Origin of the sequence: Pseudomonas sp. 1 R 17 (assembly GCF_900067035.1) — a bacterium.
GTDB lineage: Bacteria > Pseudomonadota > Gammaproteobacteria > Pseudomonadales > Pseudomonadaceae > Aquipseudomonas > Aquipseudomonas marginalis.
Map to the genome: position 1 here is coordinate 259,784 of NZ_FKLB01000021.1, position 26,123 is coordinate 285,906.

Below are 26,123 nucleotides of genomic sequence, written 5' to 3' on the forward strand. Positions count from 1 at the left end.
TCCGCGCCTTCAGTCACCTAAAAGCGAAACCAAACATGCTCTATCGTCTAGCCGCAGACAGCCTCGTGCTGTTCCACCTGTGCTTCATCCTGTTCGTACTGTTTGGTGGGCTGCTGGCGCTGAAATGGCGCCCGGTTATCTGGCTGCACTTGCCCGCCGCTGCGTGGGGCGTGGCGGTCGAAGTGTTCCACCTGCCCTGCCCGCTGACCCGCTGGGAAAACCTGTTCCGCCACCTCGCCGGGCAGGACGGTTATGGCGGTGGGTTTATCGAGCATTACATCCTTACGTTGATCTACCCGGCCGGGCTGACGCCACAGATCCAGCTGGGCCTGGGCGCATTGGTGCTGGCGATCAATATTGCGGTGTATGTGCGCTTGATCCGGCGTTACGTACAGGCTTGAGACAGCTTCACTGGTGAAGAATCAGACTCCCTCAGTCCCTTCACCGGCGCCACCATGTCCGAAGCCTTCGAAGTCCCCAGCCCCCACGAAAAACACCTCGAACACACCACCGAACACGCCCACGCCCACGGCGACAGTTTCGCCAGTCGCATCGCCGTCATGACCGCACTGATGGCCACCCTTGGCGCCATGCTCAGCTACCAGGCCGGCTCCACCGAGAGCGAAGCGGCGATGGACAAGAACAACGCGGCCATCATCAAGACCGAAGCCGCCAACCAGTGGAACTACTACCAGGCCAAGTCCAGCCGGCAGAACCTGGCGGAACTCGCGACCCATATTCCCGGTGTGGATGCCGCCCATTACAAGGATGAGATCGAGCGCTACAAAAGCCAGAAGGAAGAGGTACGCAAGCAAGCGGAGAAACTAGAGGCGACCTCAAAGGAATGGGATGAAAAATCCGAGCAGGCCCTGCACCAGCACCATCGTTGGGCCCAGGCGATGACCGCGATTCAGATCGCGATTTCGCTGGCGGCGATTACGTTGTTGACGAGAAGGGAATGGTTGAAGCGCATGTCCTATGCGGCGGCGGGTGTGGCGGTGGTGTTAGGTAGCCTGGCGTGGTTGCATATCTGACAGGGGAAGATTGATTTCAATCCCTTGCCGGGGCGATTAAAGTGCAGCCCCCGAGAATTGAATCTCGGGCTTTAGTCCATGGAGTTTCCCAGTGAAGTACATCAGTAAAGTGGTTGCAGCAGCCGTTCTCGGTTTCACCCTCGCAGGTTGCACCGGCACCGCCATCAAATCCCCGCAATACGACAGCAGCCAGTACACCGTGCTGGGTCACAGCGAAGCCAGCGCCACCGGCATCATGCTGTTCGGCGTGATCCCGATCGGCCAGAACAGCCGTTTCGTGCGCGCCCAGGACGCCGCCATCAAGGCAAAAGGCGGCGATGCGCTGATCAACACCCAAGTGCAGGAAAACTGGTTCTGGGCCTGGGTGCTCAGCGGTTACACCACCAAGATTTCCGGTGATGTGATCAAGCTGAAAACCGCGCAGTAAAATCGCTCGGGCTTTCAACTGAGCCCGCGACGTATCATGGGCCAACCTTTCGAGGATGGCCCATGAACCTCAGTATCCTCTATGCACTCGCCGCCGCCGCCCTGTTCGGCGCCAGCACCCCGCTCGCCAAACACCTCGGCCTGGGCCTCTCGCCCGTGCTGCTCGCCGGCCTGCTCTATCTTGGCAGTGGCGTCGGCCTCGCTGGTGTGCGCGTTATTCGTGATCGCGGCTGGAAACCCTCCGGGCTAACCCCTTCGGAATGGCCCTGGCTGCTCGGCGCCATCGCATTCGGCGGCATCCTCGGGCCCGTCGCGTTGATGTTCGGCCTGGCCCGCACCGCTGGCGCCACCGCCTCCCTGATGCTCAACCTGGAATCGGTGCTGACCGCCGTTATCGCCTGGGTCGTGTTCAGGGAAAACGCCGACCGTCGCATCGTCCTGGGGATGATCGCCATCGTGCTGGGCGGCGTGCTGTTGTCGGGGGCCGACGGCGGTGGCACAAGCCATGACTGGACGGGGCCGCTGGCAGTTGCCGTGGCGTGCCTGTGCTGGGGGATTGATAACAATCTGACACGCAAGGTGTCTGCGTCGGACGCGCTGTTTATCGCCGGGGCCAAGGGGTTGATTGCGGGGCTGGTGAATGGCGGGTTGGCGCTTTATCTCGGGGCGCAGATCCCGGGCATGGCGCAGCTTGCGCCTATCTTGCTGGTGGGTTTTCTGGGCTATGGCATCAGCCTGGTGATGTTCGTGCTGGCGTTGCGCGGACTGGGCAGCGCTCGCACGGGAGCCTATTTTTCCACCGCGCCGTTCCTGGGTGCTGCGATTGCGGTGCTGTTGTTGGGTGAGTCAGTGACGCTGGCGTTCTGGATTGCCTCAGCGCTGATGGCCGTGGGGGTTTGGCTGCACCTGACGGAACGGCATGCCCATGAACATCAGCATGACGCGACGGAACACGGGCATCGGCATGTACATGATGAACACCATCAGCATGAGCACGGGTTTGCGTGGGATCCGGCGGAACCCCATAGCCATGTGCATGTGCACAGTCCGCTGAGGCACAGCCATGCGCATTTTCCGGATGTGCATCATCGGCATAGGCATTGAAGGGAGATGTATTGCGCAGCAGCAATAGATTTGAGCAACTTCCTACAAAGCTCTCAGAAGCGCCACTCTCCCACTTCAAAACCGCCCAACCTATAGTCCCTCGGTCGCTGACATGGCGATCGGGTTTGGCGACTCGAGGATAAATCGACAGATGCCTCCCGGCGATTTGCGGGATGCTTCTGCGCGCAATAAGCTGCTCGATGGTAGCTGTGCGTGGGAGACCTTCGGGTCTGCCGGTTTTTCCGATTGTCCCGGTTCGCCAACCTGCGTACAGCTGCCACCCTTTTGTTTGGCGACAAATGTGTGGTTGCTACCCTTCGACAACCGGAGCTCCACATATGAACCAATACATGGCCCTAACCAGCAATGACAGTGCCACACCTGCGCTTTTTGTCGATACAACCGCACCACTGGAAATCCTCCTCGACGCCGCGACCTATCGACTGCGTGCCGTGACACAGGTCCTAGAGAACCTTGCGCTGCGCGGTGAAATAAATAGCGATGCGGTCGTACTCAGCGATTTTGCCTTACTGTGCTCAATCCCGTTACGCGATGGGTGTGACTTGCTGGACGTCATAGGGCGAAGGATGGATACGCCAAGCGAATAATTTGAATTAGGTTAGTGTTTCAAACCCCAGAAATCACAAAACCCCTGGTTTCTCTCGAAACCAGGGGTTTTGTTTACATCGAATTTGGCGGTGAAGGAGAGACTTTCCACAGAGCAACATTAAAGCCAATAAACACAGGGCTTACAGGCTATCAACCACCGTTTTGCTACAAAATACTGCTACAAAATGGCAAAAAAAAGGGTAGTCTCATCGGCTGGAACATTCTGGAAAACCATCCCTAATGGCAAGCGACAATCTTGTTCTCCGTGGCGGCACTTGGCACGCACGAATGGTCATCCCGTCTGACGTTCGACACATCCTCAATAGACGAGAGTTCACAGCATCGCTTAAAACCGGAAACAAGACCGAGGCCCAGCGGAAAAAATTTCCTGTCCTTTTCACTTGGCAGGACCAGATAGACGAAGCAAGGTCCAAAATTGCTGGCAACGGAGAGGACTGGAAGGAAAAGACTTGGCGGCGCTCGCTTTCCATAACAGAAAAATTCCGAGATGGGGTTACAGGATTGGCGCTGAACGAAGCTGACTTTCTGGAAAAGGTCAGCCAGAAAGGAATTACAGCTTTTTATGAGCAAATGATAAATTTTCTTGCCTCACGTCAGAAAAAAGGGCTGTTTGACAGAACTCAAATGGAGGATATGGAAAACATCCTTGACCAGTGGCACAATAAATGGTCAGCCATCTACAATTCAGAGCCTAATACCCTCTCCTTAACACTTGAACAAAAAATCCAATGCTATTCCGAGCTAACCGACTTCCATAGGAATTTTGCATATCATCAACTGACCACAAAACAGATTATAAGCAAGAATGGTCATGAAGAAGCAATTGCGCTACTGAAAGATCCTACCTTGTACAGACCAAAAACGCCTATAACTAATGGTCGATTGGAAACCTTTGAAAGCCATCAGAAGGTTACTCGTGGGGTAATACCAAAAAGCGTGGACATGCAAATATCTCGACTTAAACGTTTGAGAGACTACCTTGAAGAATACCGCCTAGAACTTGAATTCGATTCAGTAGCAAAATACATGGATAGCCTAAAAGCCACCCATCCGCTGACCAAAAAGCAATATTTATTCGCTGGTAATGCCTTTTGGAAATGGGCCAACAAATATGACTCGAAATTCAAAGAGACTTATAAAAACACACCTTGCCCCTTCCTCAACCATGAATTCCCTATCAATAAAAAGGGTAAACGAGACAATAGCCGCAAAGCATTCAGCCCGGAAGACATTTCAAAACTCTATATCGGAGCGTTAGAGCATAAAAACAAACACCTAAAAGACTTGATATGCATCGCGGCCTATACAGGCTGTCGAATAGAAGAGATTTGCCAATTAACCATAGAAAAAAGCATCATCAAAGAAAATAACATTTTATGCTTATCCATTGAAGATGCTAAAAGCCCAGCAGGCATCAGAAAAATACCAATCCACACCTCTCTTCTTCCAACAATCGACAGGTTAAAAAAGGAATCCACTAACGGAATGCTTATACCAAGTAAAAGTAAAAATAAATATGGCATCCTGTCCGACCTCTACTCCAAGGCTTTTGGGCGCTTTAAATTAGAGTTAGGCTATGATAAGAATTATGTATTTCATAGTATAAGAAAAACTGTGATTACTCAACTCCAAAGAGCCGGAGTTGAGGGCATCACCATTGCTTCAATTGTAGGGCATGAGACAGGCACCATTACTTTCGATATTTACTCCGAAGGTCCCAGTCTCAAGCAAAAACAAAAAGCACTCGAGCGATTAAAATTCAATTTACCCTAATCCTCAAATCTGAATGTCCAGCCCTAAAACGCACCCAATCAAGATTGGGCACCTTTTAGGGCTTTGAAAAAATCAATATACCCCCTTGAAAATTCGAAAAACAGCCCAATATTATATAGTGGCCAAATAATGGCTTAACATAAAATCACCAAAGGGCTTTTAAATGGCTAAATACTATTTTGTAACTGATGTATTGGAGAAGACTGATACTCCATCAGTTTTCAAGGACGTTCATAAGATTGGTTCAATTCCAGCTTATCCCGGCATCTATAAGTGCCAGAGCTGTGGATATGAGGACGTGATTAATCGGGAATGTGAGAAATTCCCACCTTGCTCTAACTGCTCTGCGAAGAAAGGCGCCAACACTTGGAAACTCTTGGTGCAAGCAACCGATGATTGATGCTTAAACGATGGTGGACTTTCCCAAGTCCACCATCTTGCAACCAGTCCGAATAAATTCGGGCAGGCTGAACAAATTCAGCCTAAAAGCCAAAGCCTCGGACAAGTCCGAGTCGCTGGACAAATCCAGCGAAAAGCAGGCCTGACAAATCAGGTCCAGCCGGACAAATCCGGCTAAAAGCAAAAGCAGACCGAAATCCATTTTTGAAATGTTAAACTGTTTAAGTCCGCATAGGATTAACCCGTTGGGCTTACCACCACACTTTGCTTACGCAAAGACGCTTCGCTTGTGGTAGTAAGCACGGGTTCCTTGCCGGAATGGCAGAAGCAAAAAGCGCTCTGCTCCAATATAACAATCAACATGAGGATAAAATGAATGGTAAAAAAATAACGTCAATGATATTCAAGACTTTGAACTATACAAATGAGATTAAGAAAAAATCAACAAATGGACACGGTGGTCGCCGTCAGTTATTCAAGAGTCTGCGTCACTCACTTCGCATACCAGCAAGTCAGCCAAAAAAACTGGAATGGTTTGATGAGCAATCTCATCTTAACCTAATCTGGCTTCCTGGAACTGACACAACTAGGCTTGACGATTACCCGAAAGAACAGAGAGAAGCACTACTTGCAAAAATTATCGATGAGGCAGAAGCGCCAACTGTCGTTAAGAACAACAGAGCAGAACGACTAGAAGAACGTACAAAACTAAAAAACAAAGTCAAGAACGCAAGCAAAAAAGAAACTGATGATGGAAGCATCCTCGCTTTTCAAAACATACTCAACGTCAAAGGCATTGCCGATATTAAACAGCTTTTATCTGACCTTGCTTTGTTCGACATACAACGAAAAAACCAGAAACTCGATACAGCACGAAAATTTCTTGAGTGTCATAACGAGATTGAAAATGGTCCAAAGCCTCTCATAAGAAAAAACCAAGCAGTCATCCAAGAAGCGTTTTTCAAATTCCCATCTAAAAATGAAGTTTCAGGGGTTAGCGCAGAAGATCGAATTGACCTAATCAAAGGTTTTTACCAGCAGGTGTTTCCTGAATACCCTATTCACTTCATTGTTTTGCATGGCGATGAAGACGTTGACCTAAAAGACCATAGCGACCATCCGCACTTATTCATTTCAACAAAGAACAGTAAAACCGGGCGTTATGACCTGCGTAAAACGCAGATCAATAAAATTAATTCCTACCTGAAAAAGCATCGCCCTGGAACAGAACTAATCGGTGAAACACCTGATTTTTTGGAGTCTCAATTATTGTTCGGGTATTTACAGGATATGTTTTACGCCTATACAAACAACAGGCTCCTAAAAAATACGCCTTATTTTGCCAAGAAACACGAAAAGACCGAAGGCCACATGAACACGCTCCGCTACATCAATGGAGAAGCTAAAAAGCCAAAATCAGAACGTGCCTTTAATCTCTATACGCTTGCCAAGGAAAAACGGGACGAGGCGGATAGAAAAGCCGAGTTTGCACAGTTGAGTGCGGCGCAGGCAGAACAAAACGCCCATAAAGCACAAGCATACACCCAGCAGGCTAAACGATACGTTAAAGCGCAGATGACCAAGGCAGAGGACGCAATAGAGCGCCAGAGGCTTGCAGAGGAAGCCACAGCCGATGAACACGAACAAGCAGCCTCATACCGCCGTAGCGCTGACTCATATCAGCTGACCATTGCAAGCAGAGCCGTCGAACACGATAAGATTCAGGCAGAGATAGCATCATCACGAGCAGAGTTAAAACTATACAAGACAAATCTTTCCAACTTACTAGATGGCATAATTAGTTGGATAGATGAGGTTTTCTCCGCAAGACGCCAAGATATTCAGGATAAATTTTTAGAGCAGGCGAGACAGGCGTTTGAACGGGTTAGAGAGAACGACAGGACAGCAACTAAATCTTACACTAAAAAAGCAGAATCAGAAGTTGACCAACAGTTAGAAATATTAGACAAGTATAATGATACTTTTCCTGACCTGCCCGAGGCGAAGGATGTCAGACGCAGAGTCATCAAGCCATAAATAAGCCACCGAAAGGTGGCTCATTTAAATAACAATACAATATTGAGTCCTCACATCATAACATGCATCTTGCATTTACCCCCTGCCAAACACTACTAAAAAAGCACCACTCGAGAAACTGGGAAGCTGAAAACAAAAGCATAGTAAATTTCATATTACCTTATAAAATGTGAATCCCGAAGTATTTGGAGAGTACGAAATTAGAAATCAGCAGAAGTGCGATAAGTGCGAGATAAACCTTGGTTCGGAAAGAAGGCATGGTATGCATGAAGAATTTGAAAAAGACATACATGCCAACAACAAACCCTATTCCACATGTGATAGCTAATAATGGATTCCTGTTCAACCCAAGAGTGGCCATCCCACCAAGAATGAACAATCCAAATATCGCGATGATAATAGCAATGCCATCAGCAGGTCGGAGAGTATTTATTCCTCTATCTTCACGTTCTAAAACTTCACGCTCCATTGCAAGCTTTGCGTCTTTCTCTGTGTAGCTACTATTTCCTGCCGTATCTTTCCATTTTTTTTCATCATCTTGATAATACGGTTCGACCATGCTTTCCGTTTTTTTGACTTTTCTCATTTCTTATACTCGGTATATGAATAACCGTCGCGTTGGAGATATTGATTTTTCTTATAATGCCGCTCTGGCGTCCTCAATTCGTCCAAGCCATCTCTGACCAGATAAACGAGAACTAACCCGACGTTTCCATCGACTGATATTTCACCCGTATATTGAGCCTGTTCGCTTGCAGACGCAGAAGCTTTAGGAATGTCAATATACGCGCCTTTCCCTCCGTCCACGCCGTTAGGCAAGCGGATATTGGCTTGACTGTACAACGGCTTGCTTAACTTATAAAAATTTGCGGGAACAATAATATTGACCTGCGTAAGGATATTATATTTTCTATCTGCGATAGGTGGCCCGCAAGATTTCACCATTTGTCGTATATCAGCTAATTCTTTACTACCAATAAGACCTCTATCTTCGTAAATCTGCCATTTCTTAACTGACGTTACAGTCAGCGTCGGGCGGTAGTAGTAATATCTGTCGTTACACGCTGCATTTACCTGCTCCATAAGTAACAAGCTGACTGCCGCCAAAAATAAATACCGTTTCATGCTCCACTCCCTGCACTGGTAAAAAGCCCCGCAAGGGGCTTCTCATTGCCATTCGTTTATCGGCTGAACGCGCCACGAATAGCGGAGCGAATGGACGAACTGACCTCATTTTTCAGCGTGCTTGATGCTTCTTTGGTCATGTCTGACACAACAGACGAACCTTCTTGCGCAACAGTGTTCTGCGCCGATCCTTGGTTCGATTGCGGCGCCCCCAGCGTTTTGACGGTCTGACCACCTTCCGTACCGACTGCTTGCTGCTGTTGAGGAAGGAACGCCCCTGCTTGCTGTTGAAGCTCTGCGCAACCCGTCATTCCTGCCACGCCAAATCCCAGCACCACTGCCATAACTGCCTGTTTCATAGGCTTTTCTCCAATTCATGAAGTCCGTCGCCGACCGACGGGCGCTCATAAATCTACCTAAAAGGTCACTTTATTAAAAGAAGAATAATAATTAGGTGACGTTTAAGGGGGTTCTATGAAGGACTGCAATGTCGTTAAGTGATTGATTCTTCGCAGGATTCCTCATGACACGTACAGAGATTGGCAAAGCATTGCGCCACCACAGAAGGCAGGCTGGGCTTACACAAGCCCAGTTCGGAGAGCTGACAGGCTTTGACCCAAAGACGATCAGTCGGCTGGAGACTGGCGACCGTACACCAAGCCTTGACGCTCTCGACACCTTTGCCCTGGTGTTGAAGATCAACGTACGTGATTTTTTCGTGGAGACAAAAGCGGAACCAAGCGACGAAGAACTGCGTGCTCATCTGCTCAACGTCATCTGTCAGGCTGATAAGACCAAGCTTAAAAAGCTAAAAGCCATAATTGATAGGGTTCAATAAGACAGGATAGTCAGATATTACGAGGCGTAAGCCTTTATGGAGGTGTGTTTTATGATTACTATTGTGATTTGTATACTTTGTGTAGCCATTCCTGCGTTTTACATCTTCCACGCGCGAAAGGGCCATTCAATCCGAACCTTGGCGGTAACAACATTTATCTCAATAATGTTGGCGATAGGAACAATCGTATTTGTTCAACCTAAACAATTTTTCCCAGTAATTGGTGCATCCTTAATCGGAGTCGCACTAACCATAATATCGGTCGCCATGAATCCGCGGGACCAAGACTCTAATGAAGCGAAAAAGGTTAAAAATCGTATAAAAAATACAATTCAAATCGGAATGTCTCTTCTCGTAGCCTGTGCCACCATAACAAATTATTTAGTCCAAAAATGAACGATGCCCATTGAGAGTAAAGCGAAAGAGACTATCAACATATTGATCTCTGGAGCGTATTTAAATATCGCTTCTTTAATTTTCTTTGATCTTTTCATCAAGTATTACAGTTATTCTTAATAGAATATCTTATCCATTAAGCAATTCAAATTTTTTCGCGATATAGTGACATCAGTATTTTCACGAATGAGATGAAAGACTCAGCTTGTAAATAGTCATTGGAGCCAAATGAAACTCCATCAGTTGGATAGCGCCTACTCACAAATAGCTTGCTCACCCCACTCAGAAAACTATTAAACTCAACTACTGTGCTAATACGATTTATTTTTCCGACCACGGCACCAACTATCCATGACTGTTCATTTTTTGGTAGCATATTAAATAAAATCATAAGATCATGAGAACGCTGAACTTTGGGTAAATCTATAGTGCTGTGATGAATGGTAACAACCACATCCTCACGACCGGTTTCTATGACTTCGTTCTGATATTCTCTAACAGCTAAGCCTGATTTGAAAAAAAGCTCAGCTGATATTGCCGCGTTGGTCAGGGCTACATTTAACTTGTAATCGCCGGTGTAAATACCAAGCCCCTCATATCGCCCAATCGCCACCTCGGCGAACTCACACGCCAATTTTATATAATCGCCGCTATCCAAATAATGATCTTTCATAATTACCTTTCTGCTCGTTTAGTGCTGCCAAAAACAAACCCCCTAAAATTTGCACTTTAAGGGGTAAATGTTAAGTTAATACAAGGAGTAGAAATTGGGGGCGTCCAACCTATTAATTTCTACGTTCAACGCTTTGTATATTAAATATACCATTTCAAGTTGAAGTAGCAAGAGCCAGTCTCTGATTTTTCTCCTAAACAATTAAAATAATTAGAGGAGAAAATGAATAATGCTCAATTAAGACTTGAAAACACGCTTGAACAATACAAGTCAAAACTTCCCCCAAAGCCTTACCACACTAACGATTACTACTTCGGCAAGAAGATAGGCGCATTAGATACAGCCCTAAAATCAAACCATATTCAACCAAACTCATTAACTCATAAATATTTTATGATATTCGATTTAGATGGTGATTTAAGTGTATTAGACTGGGCAGACAAAGGATTGCCAGCACCACACCTGATTGTGAGGAATTTGGATAATGGTCGCTCTCACATGACCTACATACTAAAAACATCCATCAAAAACGACGTAACGGGACTCCAAAAGCCTATCAAATATTTTTCCGATGTTGAGCATGGGCTTGCAGTCAGGATTGGAGCCGATATGAATTACAATGGACTTTTAACCAAAAACCCATTCAAGTCATCCTCCTACAAAATCTTTTCCTACGAATGCACTCCTTATGATCTCGATTATCTTAATGAGTTTGTTGATAAAGACCTGGTTAAAAAACAGAGAGACGAAAAAAAGAAAAAGAAAATTGAAGACGGGTTCGCCTCGGGAAGAAATTGCACGCTATTTGAAAATCTGCGCTTGTGGGCATATTCAAACTGGCACAGTTGCAACCCAACAGAACTACGCTCAAACATTCTTGAACAAGCAATGCTATTCAATACATTTGAGTGCCAGTTAGGCACAAGAGAAGTTGAAACAATCGTAGACAGCGTATATCGCTTTATTAATCGTCATTTCTCCACAGAGAGGCTTAACGAGTTGAAAAGTGCGAGAGCCAAGCAATCAAGACAGAAAAGCTCCGCAAATCTAATCTATGTCGATGGTAAGCCTTGGGAAGAAGAAGGGATACCTGAATCAACTTACTATTATAGAGCAAAGAAAAAAGAACGGGTAATTTTGGCAAATGATAAGCCATGGCAGAAATTAGGTATCGGCAGGACTAAATGGTATGAGCTTGGAAAACCATCACATTTATGAGGCTCGGACGAAAAGTTGGAGTTTTACTATATCAAGGATAATAGCCCCGTAGGGGGAGCAACGTGGCGGAGGCATTTCTTTTACTCCGGTATAAATTCCGCTAATTTTTAAACTCCACTATTTGCTGGCGGAAACTTTCTATATTTAGCCTCAAGCAAGTTAAAATCACAGCTAAGAGCTGAGTAATGAGCATGATTTTTTATCGAAACCAACTCATATAGCTTTTCCGCTCGCTTCTTTAACGTGTCTTGCTCGCTTTTTATGTATGCAATTTGAAACTCGAGAAGCTTCTTATATTTTTCTTCCTGTGCAGGGAGGTCGATGAGGATTATTTCTGATTCAAGAACAGGGATCATGTTATTCAATTGAATCAGTCCCAGCTTATTTGACGGATCTCCTTTTTCATGAACCTTGAAAATAGTAGGGAGATTATTATTTAGCTTTTCTTGTTTGGCTTTGTAAGATGTGAGTGGCGCAAGATATTTATGCCCACCTATTTCGATGATAATCCCAACATAAGGGCGTATTCCGCCGTAATTGTTTAGAACCTTTGAATCAATTCCTTTTAGATAAGCAATGTAAGCATCAGTTACAGTATAAAGCTTCATCCATGCCAGTCCTTTCGACTTTTTTCAGGCAAAAAAAAGTGGCTTTTAAGCCACTTTTTTCCTACCACGTTAATGGTATTTTTTTAAGCTCGCATTCAGGGTAGCGAATCACCTGTTTTTTCAGTCCGCATTTAGGGCAGCGAATCGCCTTTTTTTCACTTTCGCATTTAGGGTAGCGAATCACCTTTTTTAAAATGCTTTTAAGGCATTTGAGTTCAATCTACAACAAAATCATTCCACTGTCAACCTTACCAACTTCGAAAGCTGCTGATATCGGGCTGTAAACCGCAAAGCTTAAGAGTCCACAATACCAAATCATCCAGTGATTGCCACCAGAGAAATGCAGAAAAATAGGTGGCGGGATGGTGTAGGGACGGAAACGAAGCCATTCAGCTTTTTTCAGGCAAAAAAAAGCGACTTACAGCAGGAGCAAAATTTTATGCTAAAAATTTTGCTACAAAATCCTGCTACAAATCGCTATTTTCAAAACCCTTTAAATTTTTGATTTATAAGGATTTTTTTAATTTGGCGGTGAAGGAGAGATTCGAACTCTCGATACAATTTCTTGTATACACACTTTCCAGGCGTGCTCCTTAAGCCACTCGGACACTTCACCGTATCTCGTCAAACCAGTTCAGTCTGTCGAGGCGCGCTAATGTAGTCGAAAGCCTTTCTGATGGCAAAGGTTTTTTTCAGAATTTTCATGCGGTTAGACGGCTATGCCGGTAGTCGCCCGACAAGGGGTGGTGATTCTGCCATTCTTGGGCATGGGCGGCCTGGGTCTGGGGTCGGTGTTGCGCCCTGCCCCAGGCCTTCCAGTGCTCTCCCTGCGGGGAAAGTCTGACTGGGTAGTCAGTCACGGCGCTTTACCGGGGCGGGCGTGGTGGGTAACGTCTGCGCATGCGCCGCTATAAACAGCCTCTCTATAACAAATCCTACAAGGAACCGCGTCATGAGTGAGTTGATTGCTTACCACCTCGAAGACGGTATCGCGACCCTGACCCTGAGCAACGGCAAGGTGAATGCCATTTCTCCGGATGTGGTCAGTGCGTTTAATACAGCGCTGGACCAGGCCGAGAAAGATCGGGCGGTGGTGATCATCACCGGCACGCCGGGGATCCTGTCGGGTGGTTATGACTTGAAGGTAATGACAGCCGGCCCTAAAGAAGCCATCGGCCTGGTGACGTCGGGTTCGACGTTGGCGCGTCGCCTGTTGTCCCACCCGTTCCCGGTGATTGTGGCGTGCCCTGGGCATGCGGTGGCCAAGGGTGCGTTCCTGTTGTTGTCGGCGGATTATCGGATTGGGGTGGAAGGCCCGTTCAGCATTGGCCTGAATGAGGTGGCGATCGGCATGACCATGCACCACGCCGGTATCGAGCTGGCGCGGGACCGTCTGCGTAAGTCGGCGTTTCATCGGTCGGTGATCAATGCCGAGATGTTTGACCCGCAAGGCGCATTGCAGGCCGGTTTCCTCGACAAGGTGGTGGCACCTGAAGAGCTGCAGGCGGCGGCGCTGGAAGCGGCACGTCAGTTGAAGAAGCTGAATATGAACGCCCATAAGCACACCAAGCTGAAGGTGCGTAAGGCGCTGCTGGAGGCGTTGGATGAGGCAATCATCCAGGATCAGGGGCATATCCTGAGTTAAGCCCTACAACCGAAACATCGAAGCCCGACCTTGCGTCGGGCTTTTTCGTACAAATGAATCCGAAACATCTTTAGCCACTCTAGCCTGCCTATATCGGCACATGTTGAAACATGTGCTTAAACATCGCCTATCTCCTACCTCTTTACGGGTAATTGCCGAATTCAGTGCACATCCGTACACTGCGCCACCTTTTATCCCGATGGGCCGTGTCGATGCTTTTTCTGTTACGCATGTTATTGATGGGCCTGCACTTTATGGTGGCCGGTGTACTGGGCGTGCTGCTCGGGGCCTGCCGGCCGTTCAACCCGGACAACAGCCGCTTGTGTGCGCGTCTCTATGCGCTGCCGGCCATGTGGATCCTGCGGCTGAAGGTGAAGACCGATGTAGACTCCCTGCGCAACAAGCCTGGTACGTGTGTGATCATCGCCAACCACCAGTCCAACTATGACCTGTTTGTGCTGGGCACCGTGGTGCCCCATCGCACTGTGTGTATCGCCAAAAAGAGCCTGAAATGGGTACCGCTGTTCGGCCAGTTGTTCTGGCTGGCGGGCAATGTGCTGATCGACCGCGGCAATGCGCACAAGGCACGTCGCGCGATGCTCACCACCACTCATACGTTGCAGCATCAGGACACGTCGATCTGGGTGTTTCCGGAAGGCACGCGCAACCTGGGCAAAGGCCTGTTGCCGTTCAAGAAAGGCGCGTTTCATATGGCCATCGCCGCTGGCGTGCCCATCGTGCCGGTGTGTGTCAGCAATTACGTCACCCATATGAAGCTCAATCGCTGGAACAGCGGTGATGTGCTCATACGTTCGTTGCCGCCGATTCCCACTGTGGGCCTGACTTCGGATGACATCCCGCAGTTGATGCAGACCTGTCAGGCGCAGATGAATGAATGCATCGCTGCGATGGATCGCGACGTGCAATCTGCCTGAACCCCTTGTTTACGGGTGCTTCGTGCGCCGACGCAAACAGGCGTGCTCGCCACAAAAAGCACATGCCTGCAACAGCAACAATGGAACGCCATTCAAGCTAAGCTGCCCAACACCTGTCCTCCTAATAAGAAGTGATCAGCACCATGGGTAGAGTTGTTGCGGCCGCCGTGTACAGCGCCGGAAAGAAAGTCACTGATATCACCCTCGACGAAGGCGCGGCCTGGGCCGCCAAACCCGGGCATTTTGTGTGGATCGGCCTGGAAGAGCCCAACGCGCAGGAGCTGGCCAACCTGCAACGCCAGTTCAACCTGCATGAACTGGCCATCGAAGATGCCCTGGAAAAACACAGCCGCCCCAAGCTGGAAACCTTCGGCGACGCACTGTTTATCGTCACCTATTCACCGGTGCGCGAGAACGGCAAGCTGGAGTTTATCGAGACCCATATCTTCGCCGGCAACGGCTACATCATCACTGCGCGTAACGGCCATTCGGCGTCCTACGGCTTTGTTCGGCAACGCTGTGAGGCGCGGCCGCTATTGCTGGAGCATGGGGAAGATTTCGTACTCTATGCCCTGCTGGATTTTGTCACCGAGAACTACCAGCCGGTCAGCGAGGCGATCCACGCCGAGATCGATGAACTGGAGCACAACGTGCTGTGCAGCTCGCTGAGCGAGCGCGATATCCAGAAGATCCATGGCCTGCGCCGCGATGTACTGCGGCTCAAGCGCTATGTGGCGCCGATGGTGGAGATCAGCCAGGAACTGCAGAAGCTGAGCTTCCCGTTTATCGACAAGAACATGCGCCCGTATTTCCGTGACGTGCAGATCCACGTCACGCGGCAGATGGAAGACCTCACCACCCTGCGCGATATCGCCAGCCAGACCATCGAGATCGGTGTATTGCTCGAAGCGTCGCGCCAGAGCGTGGTGCAGCGCAAGTTTGCCGCGTGGGCGGCAATCCTGGCGTTCCCCACCGCGGTGGCGGGGATTTATGGGATGAACTTCCAGAACATGCCCGAGCTGCAATGGCACTACGGCTATTTTGCAGTGCTCGGGTTTATTGCGTTCGGTTGCACGGGCTTGTGGGCCAGTTTCAAGCGCTCGGGCTGGCTTTAAACCCGGGCCTCAGGCTTGTGCGCCACGAAGCGCATCATCCATTCCGCCACGGTCACGCCGTGGTGGTCGCGCGCCAGGCTGGCGACGCCGTTTGTGTAGACTTTTTCACCCAGGGTCGTCTGAAGAATCTCCAGCAACTCGCGGGAATAATCATGGATAAATTCCGGGTGCCCCTGGAAGCACAGCACCTGGTCGCCGATGTGATAGGCGGCGAACGGGCAAAACTCGCTGGAGGCGATGACCGTGGCATTGTCCGGCAAGGTGGTGACCTGGTCCTGGTGGCTGATCAATAGCGTCAGCTCTGGCACTTCAGGGCTCATCCACGGCGCCTTGGTATCCAGTTTGTAATCGTGAATGCCCATGCCCCAGCCCTGGCCGGCGCGCTCGGCCTTGCCGCCCAGCAGCAGCGCGAGCAATTGATGGCCGAAGCAGATGCCCAGCAACTTGTCGCCGCGCTCATAGCGTTCGAGCAGGTAGGTCTTGAGGGTCTGGATCCAGGGGTCGGTGCCGAAGGAATCGGCCTTGCTGCCGGTCACCAGGTAGGCGTCGAACACTTCGTCGTCCGACGGGTATTCGCCCTGCACCACGTTGTACACAACGAATTCGGCGGCAATCGGCTGCTTGGAGAACAGGCGCTTGAACATCTGCCCGTAGCCTTGGTATTGATCGATCAAGCCTGGACGCAGGATATCGGTTTCCAGGATACAGACGCGTAGCGACATAAAAAATACCTGACACGGTGATGGGAATAATGCACACCCCAGAGCCTGCCTTGAAATACCCTGACAAGGCAAGCCCCGTACATGCCCAAAACCGTCAGAAGGTCGTGTTCTGCGCAGCTTTGTCGAGCAACAACGCCGGCGGTGAGAACCGCTCCCCATACTGTTCGGCCAGGTAGCGGGCGCGGGCGATGAAGTCATTGAGGCCGTACTGGTTGATAAACTGCAACGCGCCACCACTCCAGGCGGCAAAACCGATCCCGAAGATCGACCCCACGTTGGCATCCGCGGTGGACATCAACACGCCCTCCTCCACGCAGCGCACGGTCTCGATGGCCTGGATAAACAGCAAACGGTCGCGCACATCCTGCGCTGAAATGCGCTGGTCGGCTCGCTCAAAGCGCGCTTTCAATTCAGGCCACAAATGCTTCTGCCCGCCCGCCGGGTACTCGTAGAAACCTCCCCCCGCCGCCTTGCCCGCGCGTTTGTACTCGTTCACCAACAGATCAATTACCACCGTGGCCGGATGGCTTGGGACTGTTTTACCTTCAACCTGCAGATCCTTGGCAGCCTGTTGTCGGATATGGCTCATCAGGCTGAGGGACACTTCATCGGACACCGCCAGCGGCCCCACCGGCATACCCGCCTTGCGCGCCTCGGTCTCGATCATCGGCGCAGCCACGCCTTCGCCGAGCATGGCGATGCCTTCATGGGTGAAGGTGCCGAACACCCGCGAGGTGAAGAACCCGCGACTGTCGTTGACCACGATCGGAGTTTTCTTGATTTGCAGGACGAAATCGAACCCCCGGGCCAGGGTTTCGTCCGAAGTGCGGGCGCCCTTGATGATTTCCACCAGGGGCATCTTGTCCACCGGGCTGAAGAAATGCAGGCCGATGAACTTGCCTTGATCCGGCACCGCCGTGGCCAGGCCGCTGATGGGCAAGGTAGACGTGTTGGAGGCGATCACCGCGTCGGCGCCGACCACATTGTGTGCGGCAGCCGAGACCTTGGCCTTGAGTTCACGGTCTTCGAACACGGCCTCGATGATCAGGTCACAGCCGGCCAGATCAGCATCCGAAGCCGTAGGATGAATCCGCGCGAGGGTGGTTTCGCGCTGCTCAGAGGTCAATTGCCCACGGCTGACCTTCTTGTCCAACAGCGCCGTCGAATGCGCCTTGCCCTTCTCGGCGGCCGCCTGATTGATGTCCTTGAGCACCACATCGATACCGGCGCAGGCACTGACATAGGCGATGCCTGCGCCCATCATCCCGGCGCCGAGCACCCCGACCTTACGCGTCACGTAAGGTGCAAAGCCCTGAGGCCGCGAGCTGCCGGCGTTGATTTCATTGAGTTGGAACCAGAAGGTGCCCATCATGTTTTTCGCCACCTGCCCGGTGACCAATTCGGTGAAGTAGCGGGTTTCAATCACATGTGCGGTATCGAAATCCACCTGCGCGCCTTCCACGGCGGCGCAGAGAATTTTCTCCGGGGCCGGGAAGCAGCCATGGGTTTTGCTGCGCAAAATCGACGGTGCGATGGCGAGCATTTGCGCCACTTTCGGGTGAGACGGCGTACCACCGGGAATCTGATAGGCCTTGTTGTCCCACGGCTGCCTGGCCTGCGGATTGGCAAGAATCCATGCGCGGGATTTGGCCAGCAGCTCAGTGCGATCCGCCGCCAGCTCATCGATCAACCCGGCTTGCAGCGCTTGCTGGGGCCGGACTTTCTTGCCTTCGAGCAAATACGGCAAGGCCTTTTCCAGCCCAAGCATGCGCACCATCCTCACCACGCCACCGCCGCCTGGCAGCAGGCCAAGGGTGACCTCCGGCAAACCGAGTTGCACCGACTTGTCATCCAGCACGACGCGGTAGTGACACGCCAGGCAGATCTCCAAACCGCCGCCGAGGGCTGCGCCATTGACGGCGGCCACCACCGGCCTGCCGAGGGTTTCCAGGCTGCGCAGTTGCGCCTTCAACACCAGGACGCTGTCGTAGAAATCCTGGGCGTGGGCCTTGTCGACCTTGATCAGTTCATTGAGGTCGCCGCCGGCGAAAAAGGTCTTCTTCGCCGAGGTGATAACCACGCCGGCAATGTCGTCCTTTTCCGCCTGCAGGCGTGCGACGGTGGCCGCCATTGCCTCACGGTACGCGGCGTTCATGGTGTTGGCGCTCTGGCCGGGCATGTCGAGGGTCAGCACCACGATCTGGTCCTGGCCTTTTTCGTAACGAATGGCATCGGTCATGACAACTTCCTTGGCTCAGAGGCGTTCGATAACGGTGGCGATGCCCATACCGCCGCCAACACACAGGGTGGCCAGGCCGTAGCGCTGCTGGCGCACCTCCAGTTCGTCGAGCAGGGTGCCGAGGATCGCGCAGCCCGTGGCGCCCAGCGGGTGGCCCATGGCGATGGAGCCGCCGTTGACGTTGACGCGCGCGGCGTCGATGCCCATGTCCTTGATGAACTTGAGCACCACCGAGGCAAAGGCCTCGTTGACCTCGAACAGGTCGATGTCCTCCACGTGCAAACCTGCCTTTGCCAGGGCCTTGCGCGTGGCCGGCGCCGGCCCGGTCAGCATGATGGTCGGGTCGGTACCGGTGACCGCCGTGGCAACGATGCGTGCCCGCGGTTGCAGGCCCAGCTCGCGGCCCTTCGCTTCGGAGCCGATCAACATCAATGCGGCACCGTCGACAATGCCGGAGCTGTTGCCTGGTGTGTGGACATGGTGGATGCGTTCCACATGGCTGTAGACCCGCAACGCGGTGGCGTCGAAGCCCATCTGCCCCATCATTTCGAAGCTGGGCTTGAGCTTGCCCAGGCCTTCGAGGGTGGAATCGGCGCGAATGAATTCATCATGGTCCAGCAGCACGATGCCGTTCTGGTCCTGCACCGCGATCAACGACTTGTTGAAGGAACCGTCTGCACGCGCCCTGGCGGCTTTCTGCTGGGACTGTAGGGCAAAGGTATCGACATCCTCGCGGGTGAAACCTTCCAGGGTGGCAATCAGGTCGGCGCCAATGCCCTGGGGCGTGAAGTGACTGTGCATGTTGGTCTGCGGGTCGAGCACCCAGGCCCCGCCATCGCTGCCCATGGGCACGCGGGACATGGACTCCACACCGCCGACCACCACCAGGTCCTCAAAGCCGGAACGCACTTTCATCGCGCCGAGGTTAACCGCCTCCAGGCCCGAGGCGCAGAAGCGGTTGATCTGTACACCGGCGACGCTGACGGCCCAGTCCGCCACCAGGGCGGCGGTCTTGGCGATGTCGGCGCCCTGGTCGCCCACCGGGGTGACACAGCCGAGCACGATGTCATCCACCTGTTGGGTGTCGAGGTCGTTGCGTTGCCCCAGCGCGGTGAGCAGGCCGGCCACCAGGTTTACCGGCTTGACGCTGTGCAGGGCGCCGTCGGCCTTGCCTTTGCCGCGGGGCGTGCGTATCGCATCAAAGATCAAAGCTTGGGTCATGACGTCCTCGAACCATTGCGCAGTAATGCCCTTACCTTAGGCCCGATTGACACGGTTTCAATGACGGATGCGCTCATTGCTTTTGACCGCCACGCTCGGACGAACGGTAGGCACCTAAGGTAATTGCTGGATTAATCGTTTTAGCTGTCTAGCCAAGGCATTGGCGCCAAGATGGCGTTATGCCTCATGCCTTTTTAAGCTGAAATGCTGATTAGGTGATATGAAATGGGTCTAAGCCGCGCAGAACGAGGGCTCTAAGGTTCAATCAGTAAGAAGTTGCTGCCGGGTTTTGCTGGAGCAGCTGTAAGAAAAGCGACACGTCACATTGCGATACTCATATTCAACGGCACGCATTTGACGCTCAGGAATAACAACAAAAGGCAGTCAGCCATGTTTAAACATTCGAAAGTACGTCAGGCAGGACTTATTCTGTTCGCCACCACATTGATTCTGATCTTGCCCAACTTGACCAAGGTCATTGGGTGACCTCTTCTTGAGCCTGTTCTTACCTCAGGATTACCGCTTTTGGCAGCACCTGCCGGGACTTCGTGCATAGCGATCCTGTTGCAGGGGCTGCCTTTTTATCTGCACTTTTCCGCTATCGTGGGCCCTATCGCCACTTAATACGGGGCCGCCGTCTTGAAACCGATCTTCGCATTCCTTGCCTTGTTGCTCGCCCTGCCCGCTTCGGCGGCGCAATTGACCGTCGAGCTGGATCACAGCCGCAAGACCTGGCAGACCGCCGACCTGCTCAAGCATCCGGACGCGCAGACAGTGCAGGTCGTCGATGACGTTTCCTACAAGCGCAACATGACCTATCGCGCAGTACCGCTGGCAGTGCTCCTGCCGGGCCTACAGCCCGATAATCATCTGCAAGCCGTTGCCCTGGATGGCTTCGCCGCCGAACTGACGGCTGCACCGTTGCTGCAAAAAAACGGTGCCCGCGCCTGGCTGGCCGTGGAAGACCCGGCCCACCCATGGCCCCCATTGGCAGACGGCAAGCCGAGTGCCGGGCCGTTCTACCTGGTGTGGACCGATCCGCAGGCCGGGCATATCAGCCCGGAGCAGTGGCCGTTCCAGATCTGCGCGATCAAGCAGTTGAAGACGGTGGCCGAACGTTTTCCGGCGCTGCTGCCCGACCCGACGCTGGCTGCGAATGATCCGGTCAACCAGGGCTTTGCGCTGTTCCAGAAGAACTGCCTGGCCTGCCACCGCCTCAATGGCGCCGGCGACGCACAGGTGGGGCCGGACCTGAATGTTCCCTACAACCCTACGGAATATTTCAGCGGCGACTTCCTCAAGCGCTATATCCGCGACCCGCAGAGCCTGAGGCACTGGCCGCAGGCAAAGATGCCAGCGTTCGCCGCCAGCGTGTTGCCTGACAGCGAGCTGGAATTGCTGGTGGGGTACTTGAAGCATATGGCGGGGCGTAAACAACACCCCTGAACCCAGCCTGATCTCGGTGGCGAGCGGGTTATTGCTGCTGGACCAGGACCACCGGCGTCGGCGCCACGAACACCTTGGCATGCATCTGCTCATGCCCTCCGCCACGGCGCATGCCGCGTACCGGGCAAGCGTCGAGGTAGTCCAGGCCCACGGCCAGTTTCAAATGCCGCTCCGGCCGGGCCAGTTGGTTGGTCACGTCAAAGCTGTACCAGGCGTCATCCAGCCAGGCTTCGGCCCAGGCGTGGCTGGCCAGGTGAGTGCTGTCTTCCGTGTACAAATACCCAGACACATACCGCGCAGGAATGCCCAGGCTGCGCGCGCAGGCCAGGAACGCATGGGTATGGTCCTGGCATACCCCCGCCCGCCCTGCGAAGGCCTGGGCGGCGCAGGTGTCGACTTCGGTGGCGCCGGGCGTGTAGACCATCGACTGGTTGAGGGCGTGCATCAGGTCGATCAGGGCCGTGCGATCACGACGCTGGTGGCAATGCTGTTGCGCAAAGGCGCGCAGGGCGTCGTCGGGCTCGGTCAGGCGGGTGCAGCGCAGGAACGGAAAGGCTGACTGGCTCTCGTGTTCAGCCTCACGCAGCTCATCGATATCCACCTGGCCACGGGCGCCAATGATGATGGCGTCGTGGGGTTCGTCCAGGGTCAGCACGTGCAGGATGTTGCCGAACGGGTCGATCTGCGCGCGCACCGGGCGGGGCAGGTCCAGTTGCCAACTGAGCACATGCTGGCGCTCGCTGTCGTGGGGCGTGAGGCGCAGGTACTGGATGCTGGCGCGTACCTGGTCTTCGTAGTGGTAGGTGGTTTCGTGGCTGATGGAGAGTCTCATGCGGCCTCCAGGTAGGAACTGTAGATGGCGTCGCCCAACTGGCGGACCAAGGGGATAAAGTCGGTCAGCCAGGCGTGCAGGCCTTCCTCGAGGATTTCATCGATCGCGGTAAACCGCAGGCGCGCGTCCATCTCGGCAGCCAGGCGCTGGGCCGGACGGCCGTTGATGCCGGGCAGGCTGGCGAGGATCTGGTCGATCTCTTCGCTGCAGGCCCGCAGGGAGCGCGGTACATCGGCGCGCAACAGCAACAGCTCCGCGACTTGCCGGGCACCTGGGGCGTCGCGGTAGATCTCGGTGTAGGCCTCGAACGACGATAACGCGCGCAGCAAGGCACTCCATTGATAGTAGGCGTGGGCGGTGCCATCGGTAACGGCTTCGGCCTGGTCGCCGGCCATTTCATAGCGCGCATCCAGCAGCCGCAGGGTGTTGTCGGCGCGCTCGATAAACGTACCCAGCCGAATAAAACGAAAGGCGTCATTGCGCATAATGGTGCCGTAGGTCGCCCCCCGGAACAGATGGGAACGCTCCTTGACCCACTCGCAGAACCGGCTCATGCCGTAGCGGCTGAGGCCCTGCTGTGAGATTTCGCGAATCTCCAGCCAGGTTGCGTTGATGTTTTCCCACATGTCGGCAGTAATTCGCCCACGCACAGCATGGGCGCTGGCCCGCGCGGCACCGAGACAACTGTAGATGCTGGCCGGGTTGGCCGCATCCAATGCGAAGAAATGCAACAGGCGTTCGGCGTGCAATTCGCCGTGGCGCTCGCGGTAATCATCCAGCGTGCCGGTGATCAACAGCGGCATGGCCAGTTCATGCAGGCCATCACCGCGCCCATCCTGGGGCATGAGCGACAGCGAATAGCTGACATCGAGCATGCGCGCGAGGTTTTCCGCGCGTTCCAGGTAGCGCGACATCCAGTACAAATCCGAGGCAGTTCTACTCAACATGGCATCAGTCCTCGACCACCCAGGTGTCTTTGGTGCCGCCGCCCTGGGACGAATTGACCACCAGCGACCCCTCACGCAGCGCGACACGGGTCAAACCGCCGGGTACCACACGGGTTTCCTTGCCGGACAACACGAACGGGCGCAGGTCGATATGGCGCGGCGCAATGCCGTTTTCGACAAAGGTCGGGCAGGTGGATAAACACAGGGTTGGCTGTGCGATATAGGCGTGGGGCTTGGCCTTGATACGCGCGCGGAAGGCTTCGATTTCCGCGGCCGTGGACGCTGGGCCCACCAGCATGCCGTAGCCGCCGGAGCCCTGGGTTTCCTTCACCACCAGGTCCGGCAGGTTGGCCAGCACGTGGGACAATTCGTCGGGCTTACGGCACTGGAAGGTGGGAACGTTCTGCAGGATCGGTTCTTCGTCCAGGTAAAAACGGATCATCTCGGTGACGAAGGGGTACACCGACTTGTCATCCGCCACCCCGGTGCCGATGGCATTGGCCAGCACCACATTGCCCGAGCGATACGCCGCCAGCAGGCCGGGCACGCCGAGCATGGAGTCGGGGTTGAAGGCCAGCGGGTCGAGGAATGCGTCGTCGAGGCGACGGTAGATCACGTCCACGGCTTTGGGGCCGTCGGTGGTGCGCATGAACACACGGTCATCGCGCACGAACAGGTCGGCGCCTTCCACCAACTCCACACCCATTTCCCGGGCTAAAAATGCATGCTCGAAAAACGCGCTGTTGAAGCGCCCCGGGGTCAGCACCACGACGCTGGGATTATCCAGGGGGCTGGCGCTTTTCAGGGTATCGAGCAGCAGGTTGGGGTAATGATCGATCGGCGCGATGCGCTGGGCCGCGAACAGCTCGGGGAACAGGCGCATCATCATCTTGCGGTCTTCGAGCATGTAGCTCACGCCGCTGGGTGTACGCAGGTTGTCTTCCAGCACGTAGTAGGTGCCGTCGCCGTCGCGTACGAGGTCGACTCCGGAGATGTGGGAATACAGGTCGCGGTGCAGGTTCAGCCCCTGCATTGCCAACTGGTATTGCTCGTTGGCCAGTACCTGTTCGGCGGGAATGATCCCGGCCTTGATGATGCGTTGTTCGTGATAGAGGTCGGCGAGAAACATGTTCAGCGCCTTGACCCGCTGGATGCAGCCACGCTCGACCATCCGCCATTCGCTGGCGGGAATGCTGCGGGGGATGGTGTCGAACGGAATCAGGCGCTCGGTGCCCTGCTCGTCCCCATAAAGGGTGAAAGTGATCCCGGCGCGGTGAAACAGCAAATCGGCTTCGCGCCGGCGCTGGGCCAGCAGTTCAGCGGGGGTGTCGGCCAACCAGCGGGCGAACTCGCGGTAGTGAGGGCGAACCTGCCCTGCCCCATCGTACATTTCGTCGTAATAAGTGCGGATCATGCCGTACTCCTTGTCACCCGGACGCGAGAACCATCGCAAGGCCCGTGCCAGCGGCATAAACACTTAAAAATCAGTGGGTTGAATATAATCAAAGACCTGATCGCACCGTCCTGGTGCACAGAATCCCCACTGCACTGCTGCACGCTTCATGGCAATGCAAGCTTTGGCTATCAACAGCATAGTCAGAGTTGATTTCACTGCCCGCGCAAGCGTGTGGATAATCGGCCCCATCAGCTGAACAGGACACGTCCTACAGCCTTACCCATCCCGCACTCGGTACCTTGAGGCTCGTGTACTGACCGGCTCCTTCGGTCTTCCCTTTCAGCCACCCTTTTCGGGTGGCTTTTTTTTTGTGCGGGAAAGGGCAACGGTAGTTCCGGAAATTTTCACACAGCACATACAAAATCGGCCGACCCTAAGGTCAGCCGATACGCTGTGTTGCTCATACAATGGCGCTACATGGGTAACCCACGCACCTCCTGCTTGACGCCCCAACCTTCGATGATTCCGCCCAGCGGCTCGACCACCGCTTCAAAGTCTTGCTCGAAGTCTCCTATGCCATCGTAGGTTGCAAACATGATCTTGCTCAGTTCCAGGTACCAGGCGCCATCGTCGCGCGCACTGACCTGGGCATTCAGGGACTCGCCACGAAATTCACCCGCAGCCCTGCGCGCCCGTTCCTCATCCGGGAAAATGGCGTAGAACTCAATGGGGTGGAACCGTGAAAAGTCGAAGCCGCCTTCTTTCATGCGGCGCAGAACGTTGGTGCTGATGTCTTCTTGATAGGCTGTGCTCATGAAACGTCCTCCTCAAACCGATGGATAGACTTTCCGTGCTTCCCAAAGCCCGCGCGCTGACGGCGCGGGTACCACGGCAACAACATCACCACGGGAAAACAAGCATGTAGCTGACAAGACCAGACCTTAGCGATTCATTCGCTGATCTCACTTGCAGAGTAGCGCGAAGCTATCACCTCCACCAGAGGTGCTTGAATGGCATACAGGAAATGTTCAGGCGGCGGGAGAGATGTCGAGGATTTGAATACTGTTCTGGTCTTTGAGGATCTTGACCGTTGGCTCGGGCTTGCGGCCCTCAAGGTCGTTGAGGTCCAGTTCGGCGGCCACGGGCACCAGCTTGTTGCGGATCATGTGTGCCGCATCTTCGAGGCTGGGCTTGTGCTCGCAGGTGAACTGCTCCACGGACTGTACGCCGTGATCATCAACGAAGGTAATCTGCCACTTTTGCATCGGTGCCTCCTCGATAAAACCCATGTGTGGGCTTACCTCTATCTGGACCTTGAGGGCTCGGCAAACGTTCCACTCAAGTCAGGAAGCACCGGATCAAGC

The 26,123-nt window shown here is 53.2% G+C and carries 26 protein-coding genes and 1 tRNA gene; 13 read left to right on the plus strand and 14 right to left on the minus strand.

Annotated elements, in window-relative coordinates:
- Window positions 1-35 precede the first annotated feature (35 nt).
- The 7 genes from BFP99_RS06540 to BFP99_RS06575 all read left to right on the plus strand — a co-directional run bounded on the left by BFP99_RS06540 (window position 36) and on the right by BFP99_RS06575 (window position 7,403).
- On the plus strand, window positions 36-401 hold the full coding sequence (locus tag BFP99_RS06540; RefSeq protein WP_065924798.1) for a DUF2784 domain-containing protein: 366 nt from the start codon (window positions 36-38) through the stop codon (window positions 399-401).
- A gap of 54 nt (window positions 402-455) precedes the next feature.
- Complete coding sequence (locus BFP99_RS06545; RefSeq protein WP_065924799.1) at window positions 456-1,034, plus strand: DUF4337 domain-containing protein; 579 nt, start codon at window positions 456-458, stop codon at window positions 1,032-1,034.
- Window positions 1,035-1,125: 91 nt separating this feature from the next.
- On the plus strand, window positions 1,126-1,461 hold the full coding sequence (locus BFP99_RS06550; RefSeq protein ID WP_032887540.1) for a hypothetical protein: 336 nt from the start codon (window positions 1,126-1,128) through the stop codon (window positions 1,459-1,461).
- A gap of 62 nt (window positions 1,462-1,523) precedes the next feature.
- Window positions 1,524-2,564, plus strand: a complete 1,041-nt coding sequence (locus BFP99_RS06555; RefSeq protein WP_065946901.1) for a DMT family transporter — start codon at window positions 1,524-1,526, stop codon at window positions 2,562-2,564.
- 338 nt (window positions 2,565-2,902) lie between these two features.
- The gene (locus BFP99_RS06560; RefSeq protein WP_065924801.1) at window positions 2,903-3,172 is read left to right on the plus strand and encodes a short-chain dehydrogenase; all 270 of its coding nucleotides are present in this window, start codon (window positions 2,903-2,905) and stop codon (window positions 3,170-3,172) included.
- A 241-nt stretch (window positions 3,173-3,413) separates the two neighbouring features.
- Window positions 3,414-4,967: a tyrosine-type recombinase/integrase gene (locus tag BFP99_RS06565; protein WP_065946902.1), complete on the plus strand. Its 1,554-nt coding sequence runs from the start codon at window positions 3,414-3,416 to the stop codon at window positions 4,965-4,967.
- Between the two features lie 717 nt (window positions 4,968-5,684).
- The gene (locus tag BFP99_RS06575) at window positions 5,685-7,403 is read left to right on the plus strand and encodes a hypothetical protein (RefSeq protein WP_141690756.1); all 1,719 of its coding nucleotides are present in this window, start codon (window positions 5,685-5,687) and stop codon (window positions 7,401-7,403) included.
- 160 nt (window positions 7,404-7,563) lie between these two features.
- On the opposite strand, the gene BFP99_RS06580 is transcribed toward BFP99_RS06575, so the two are convergent.
- From BFP99_RS06580 to BFP99_RS06590, 3 genes are read right to left on the minus strand one after another with little or no spacing between them, the layout of a single operon-like run.
- Window positions 7,564-7,989: a hypothetical protein gene (locus tag BFP99_RS06580; RefSeq protein WP_065946905.1), complete on the minus strand. Its 426-nt coding sequence runs from the start codon at window positions 7,987-7,989 to the stop codon at window positions 7,564-7,566.
- Window positions 7,986-8,528 carry a hypothetical protein gene (locus BFP99_RS06585; RefSeq protein ID WP_065946906.1) on the minus strand — a complete coding sequence of 181 codons (543 nt, stop codon included), beginning with the start codon at window positions 8,526-8,528 and terminating at the stop codon, window positions 7,986-7,988. The genes BFP99_RS06580 and BFP99_RS06585 overlap by 4 nt, the downstream gene beginning before the upstream one ends.
- Before the next feature lie 56 nt (window positions 8,529-8,584).
- Window positions 8,585-8,887, minus strand: coding sequence for a hypothetical protein (locus tag BFP99_RS06590; RefSeq protein WP_065946907.1), 303 nt, complete (start codon window positions 8,885-8,887; stop codon window positions 8,585-8,587).
- A 164-nt stretch (window positions 8,888-9,051) separates the two neighbouring features.
- Here BFP99_RS06590 and BFP99_RS06595 point away from each other — a divergent pair, with 164 nt between their 5' ends.
- A complete protein-coding gene (locus BFP99_RS06595; RefSeq protein WP_065946908.1) occupies window positions 9,052-9,366 on the plus strand; it encodes a helix-turn-helix domain-containing protein in 315 nt (104 codons plus the stop codon).
- Between the two features lie 541 nt (window positions 9,367-9,907).
- Here the strand turns inward: BFP99_RS06595 and BFP99_RS06600 are convergent.
- A complete protein-coding gene (locus tag BFP99_RS06600) occupies window positions 9,908-10,435 on the minus strand; it encodes a hypothetical protein (RefSeq protein ID WP_065946909.1) in 528 nt (175 codons plus the stop codon).
- A gap of 222 nt (window positions 10,436-10,657) precedes the next feature.
- Here BFP99_RS06600 and BFP99_RS31775 point away from each other — a divergent pair, with 222 nt between their 5' ends.
- Entirely contained in the window at window positions 10,658-11,653 is a 996-nt protein-coding gene (locus BFP99_RS31775) for a replication initiation protein (RefSeq protein WP_083221145.1), read from the plus strand.
- A gap of 107 nt (window positions 11,654-11,760) precedes the next feature.
- Here the strand turns inward: BFP99_RS31775 and BFP99_RS06605 are convergent, their stop codons facing one another.
- Window positions 11,761-12,261: a type III toxin-antitoxin system ToxN/AbiQ family toxin gene (locus tag BFP99_RS06605; RefSeq protein ID WP_065946910.1), complete on the minus strand. Its 501-nt coding sequence runs from the start codon at window positions 12,259-12,261 to the stop codon at window positions 11,761-11,763.
- A 526-nt stretch (window positions 12,262-12,787) separates the two neighbouring features.
- A tRNA-Ser gene (locus BFP99_RS06610) sits at window positions 12,788-12,877 on the minus strand.
- A gap of 336 nt (window positions 12,878-13,213) precedes the next feature.
- Between BFP99_RS06610 and BFP99_RS06615 the strand changes: the two genes are divergently transcribed.
- The 3 genes from BFP99_RS06615 (at window position 13,214) to BFP99_RS06625 (ending at window position 15,956) form a co-directional block, all read left to right on the plus strand.
- Window positions 13,214-13,906, plus strand: coding sequence for a crotonase/enoyl-CoA hydratase family protein (locus tag BFP99_RS06615; RefSeq protein WP_065924808.1), 693 nt, complete (start codon window positions 13,214-13,216; stop codon window positions 13,904-13,906).
- Between the two features lie 212 nt (window positions 13,907-14,118).
- Window positions 14,119-14,841 carry a lysophospholipid acyltransferase family protein gene (locus BFP99_RS06620; RefSeq protein ID WP_065946911.1) on the plus strand — a complete coding sequence of 241 codons (723 nt, stop codon included), beginning with the start codon at window positions 14,119-14,121 and terminating at the stop codon, window positions 14,839-14,841.
- Between the two features lie 143 nt (window positions 14,842-14,984).
- A complete protein-coding gene (locus tag BFP99_RS06625) occupies window positions 14,985-15,956 on the plus strand; it encodes a magnesium and cobalt transport protein CorA (RefSeq protein ID WP_027603646.1) in 972 nt (323 codons plus the stop codon).
- Here the strand turns inward: BFP99_RS06625 and BFP99_RS06630 are convergent.
- The 3 genes from BFP99_RS06630 to BFP99_RS06640 form a co-directional block, all read right to left on the minus strand.
- Window positions 15,953-16,678 carry an amidotransferase gene (locus BFP99_RS06630; RefSeq protein WP_027603645.1) on the minus strand — a complete coding sequence of 242 codons (726 nt, stop codon included), beginning with the start codon at window positions 16,676-16,678 and terminating at the stop codon, window positions 15,953-15,955. The genes BFP99_RS06625 and BFP99_RS06630 overlap by 4 nt on opposite strands.
- Window positions 16,679-16,772: 94 nt before the next feature.
- The gene (locus BFP99_RS06635) at window positions 16,773-18,917 is read right to left on the minus strand and encodes a 3-hydroxyacyl-CoA dehydrogenase NAD-binding domain-containing protein (RefSeq protein WP_065946912.1); all 2,145 of its coding nucleotides are present in this window, start codon (window positions 18,915-18,917) and stop codon (window positions 16,773-16,775) included.
- 15 nt (window positions 18,918-18,932) lie between these two features.
- The gene (locus BFP99_RS06640) at window positions 18,933-20,138 is read right to left on the minus strand and encodes an acetyl-CoA C-acetyltransferase (RefSeq protein WP_065924811.1); all 1,206 of its coding nucleotides are present in this window, start codon (window positions 20,136-20,138) and stop codon (window positions 18,933-18,935) included.
- A 639-nt stretch (window positions 20,139-20,777) separates the two neighbouring features.
- On the opposite strand from BFP99_RS06640, the gene BFP99_RS06645 reads away from it, so the two are divergent.
- Window positions 20,778-21,584 carry a c-type cytochrome gene (locus tag BFP99_RS06645; protein WP_065924812.1) on the plus strand — a complete coding sequence of 269 codons (807 nt, stop codon included), beginning with the start codon at window positions 20,778-20,780 and terminating at the stop codon, window positions 21,582-21,584.
- A 28-nt stretch (window positions 21,585-21,612) separates the two neighbouring features.
- Here BFP99_RS06645 and BFP99_RS06650 read toward each other — a convergent pair whose 3' ends face one another.
- The 5 genes from BFP99_RS06650 to BFP99_RS06670 form a co-directional block, all read right to left on the minus strand.
- Window positions 21,613-22,416, minus strand: a complete 804-nt coding sequence (locus tag BFP99_RS06650) for a transglutaminase family protein (RefSeq protein ID WP_027603641.1) — start codon at window positions 22,414-22,416, stop codon at window positions 21,613-21,615.
- The gene (locus BFP99_RS06655; protein WP_027603640.1) at window positions 22,413-23,363 is read right to left on the minus strand and encodes an alpha-E domain-containing protein; all 951 of its coding nucleotides are present in this window, start codon (window positions 23,361-23,363) and stop codon (window positions 22,413-22,415) included. Before BFP99_RS06655 ends, BFP99_RS06650 begins: the two co-directional genes overlap by 4 nt.
- A 4-nt stretch (window positions 23,364-23,367) precedes the next feature.
- Window positions 23,368-24,777 carry a circularly permuted type 2 ATP-grasp protein gene (locus BFP99_RS06660; RefSeq protein ID WP_027603639.1) on the minus strand — a complete coding sequence of 470 codons (1,410 nt, stop codon included), beginning with the start codon at window positions 24,775-24,777 and terminating at the stop codon, window positions 23,368-23,370.
- A gap of 455 nt (window positions 24,778-25,232) precedes the next feature.
- Window positions 25,233-25,574 (minus strand): ribonuclease E inhibitor RraB, encoded by a 342-nt coding sequence (locus BFP99_RS06665; protein WP_015885395.1) that lies wholly within the window; start codon window positions 25,572-25,574, stop codon window positions 25,233-25,235.
- Between the two features lie 213 nt (window positions 25,575-25,787).
- Window positions 25,788-26,024, minus strand: a complete 237-nt coding sequence (locus tag BFP99_RS06670) for a hypothetical protein (protein ID WP_027603638.1) — start codon at window positions 26,022-26,024, stop codon at window positions 25,788-25,790.
- Window positions 26,025-26,123 lie beyond the last annotated feature (99 nt).